Source organism: Kosmotoga sp. DU53 (genome assembly GCF_001639905.1).
GTDB lineage: Bacteria > Thermotogota > Thermotogae > Petrotogales > Kosmotogaceae > Kosmotoga > Kosmotoga olearia.
Window position 1 is genome coordinate 1 of the sequence record NZ_JGCK01000078.1, and the last position, 2,456, is coordinate 2,456.

The 2,456-nt window shown below is 41.2% G+C and carries 2 protein-coding genes; both read left to right on the forward strand.

Annotated features, from left to right (window positions below; genetic code table 11):
* Positions 1–301 precede the first annotated feature (301 nt).
* The gene (locus DU53_RS11495) at positions 302–1,102 is read left to right on the forward strand and encodes a type IV toxin-antitoxin system AbiEi family antitoxin domain-containing protein (RefSeq protein WP_063728782.1); all 801 of its coding nucleotides are present in this window, start codon (positions 302–304) and stop codon (positions 1,100–1,102) included.
* A gap of 3 nt (positions 1,103–1,105) precedes the next feature.
* Entirely contained in the window at positions 1,106–2,032 is a 927-nt protein-coding gene (locus DU53_RS11500; RefSeq protein WP_082853937.1) for a nucleotidyl transferase AbiEii/AbiGii toxin family protein, read from the forward strand.
* Positions 2,033–2,456: the final 424 nt, after the last annotated feature.

Genomic DNA, 2,456 nt, shown 5'->3' on the forward strand with positions numbered 1-2,456 from the left:
GCAAGCCTCGACCTCGTGAGCGTCGCTCCATCAGCTGACAGCCTCGCAAGCGTCTTGTTTTTTCTCGGACTCTCGGACTCTCGGATTCTCGGCTTTTCATCAGCGTCCGCAAGCCTCAACCTCGTGAGCGTCAACGTCGTGAGCCTCCTGGACGTAGTCCAGCACTTCATCAGCGAAGCTCAGCATAGCCACTGCCTCGCAGCGCACAGCTCCGCTGGTTCCCAGCACCACTTGACAATGACCACCAAAATATATAATAATACTATATATTACGCTCCACATTGTCAAAAAGGTGATGTCTATGAAACTTGATTCCTTTTTCGCTAGCTATCCAGTTTTTACCACAACAGAACTAAAAGAATATCTCAAAAGCTGGAAATCAAAGGCAGAAAAAAACTATTACCTTCTTCTAAACTATCACTTAAAGCAAGGAAGGATTATCAAAATATGTAGAAGTCTCTATGCCAGTGTCCCGGCTAATGCTAATCCAGAAAACTTCTCTCCCAACCCTTTTTTGGTAGCAGGCAAACGAACTTCAGACTCGATTCTGGCTTATCACACTGCCCAAGAATATTATGGGAGTGCTTATTCAATACATAACGTAAGAACCTTCATTACAAATAGAAACATCAAGCCTTTTGAGTTCAGGGATATATATTACAAACCGGTCAAACCACCAACCACCCTTTTGAAAAAAAAGAAAGTTAATTACGGTGTAAAGGAGATAGATATCCAGGGACTAAAGGTACGTATTACCTGTCGTGAAAGAACATTCGTTGACATGCTTGATAGACCGGACCTTAGTGGAGGCATCGAAGAAGTATGGCGTTCTCTGGAAATGACCGAATTTCTCGATATGAGAGTGCTACTTGAATACTTGAGGCTCTTAGAAAATTCCACAACAGCAGCAAAAGTGGGATTCTTTCTTGAAACCCATCGCAAAACATTCAACGTTGAAAGCTCTCTTCTCCATGAAATCGAAAAATTGAAACCAAAATCAATACATTACTTAGATCGTTCAAGAAGGGAAAAGACACGAGTTTCCAAAAAATGGAACCTGGCAATCCCGGAATCATTGTTAGAACTCGAATGGGAGGAATAAATCTTGCTTTCCAGAGAAACCCTGCAAAAACTGTCGGAAGATACAGGATATCGTCCTGAAATCCTTGAGAAGGTCTTAATACTTCTATCATGGCTTGATGAAGCTGTCAAAACGCCCGAGTTAAAAGGAAAATTCGTATTAAAGGGCGGAACAGCTCTAAACCTCTTTCTGTTCGATATCCCAAGATTGTCGGTAGACATTGATCTAAATTTCATAGGAGATCCCGATCGAAAATCACTTAATGCCGAACGGCCGGGTTTTGAACATTTCATTGAATCTACATTCAAAACCCTGGAACTCAAAATTCGAAACTCACGAAAAACAGACGCTGCAACTTCATATTCCTTAAGGTACGAAAGCGCTATGGGCACCGGGGGAAATCTTAAGGTCGAAATCAACTACCAATTCAGAATACCACTATTTGACCCGGTAATAATGGATTCGAAAAATATCGGCTCATACAGAGCACAAAAAGTCCCCATTCTCAACCCAAACGAACTTTTAGCTTCTAAAATTGTCGCTATGCTTGCAAGAAAAGCAGCTCGTGATTTTTATGACCTATACAGTCTCAAAAACCATATTCGTGAAATCGATTGGGAAAAAGTAAAAATCGCGTTTGTTGTTTACATAGGATTGAACAGAAAAAATTTAATGGAAATCTCCGAAAAAGATCTCGTACCTGACAAGAAAGAGATCAAAAAGCAACTGCTACCAGTACTGAACAAAAGCAAATTGAAAATACCTTTCGATGAACTAATCAACGAAATTGTAAGCGCATCAAAAGAAATCGTCAGGACCGTTTTTCCACTTAAAGATAACGAAGAAAAATTTCTATCGCTGCTCAACAACGAAGGCAAAATTGTACCTGAACTCTTAACTCAAGATACCAAACTTATACAAAGGATCAACCTACAACCCCAATTAATATAGAAAGCAAAAAACGTATTACTACACAATCGTCACAATTCCTGAAGCTTCGCCTTTCCCCATCTAATTCAATTATTAGTTGTTAGTTGATAGTTTTTGGACTTTCTACACTCCAGCCGCTTCGTCATCATGAACTCGATTCAGGATCTCGTACTTTAGAAAACCAGATTCTGGATTAAACATCTCCAGAATGAAGGCTTTTTCAACTACGCAGCAGTTATCGAGTAGGAGGGGGGAATCCCCCCCGTCCTCTCACAGAACCGTGCGTACGGGCCAACGTACACGGCTCATGGATTGAGTATCGGATTCTCCGACGGTGGTTAAGTACCATCATACTACCTCCGCATGGCCTTCAGAATAAGTCGCATATAACAGAATCGGTTTCTTCTTCCACACAGGCATCGGTTTTCTACCCCTTTCGAGGAAT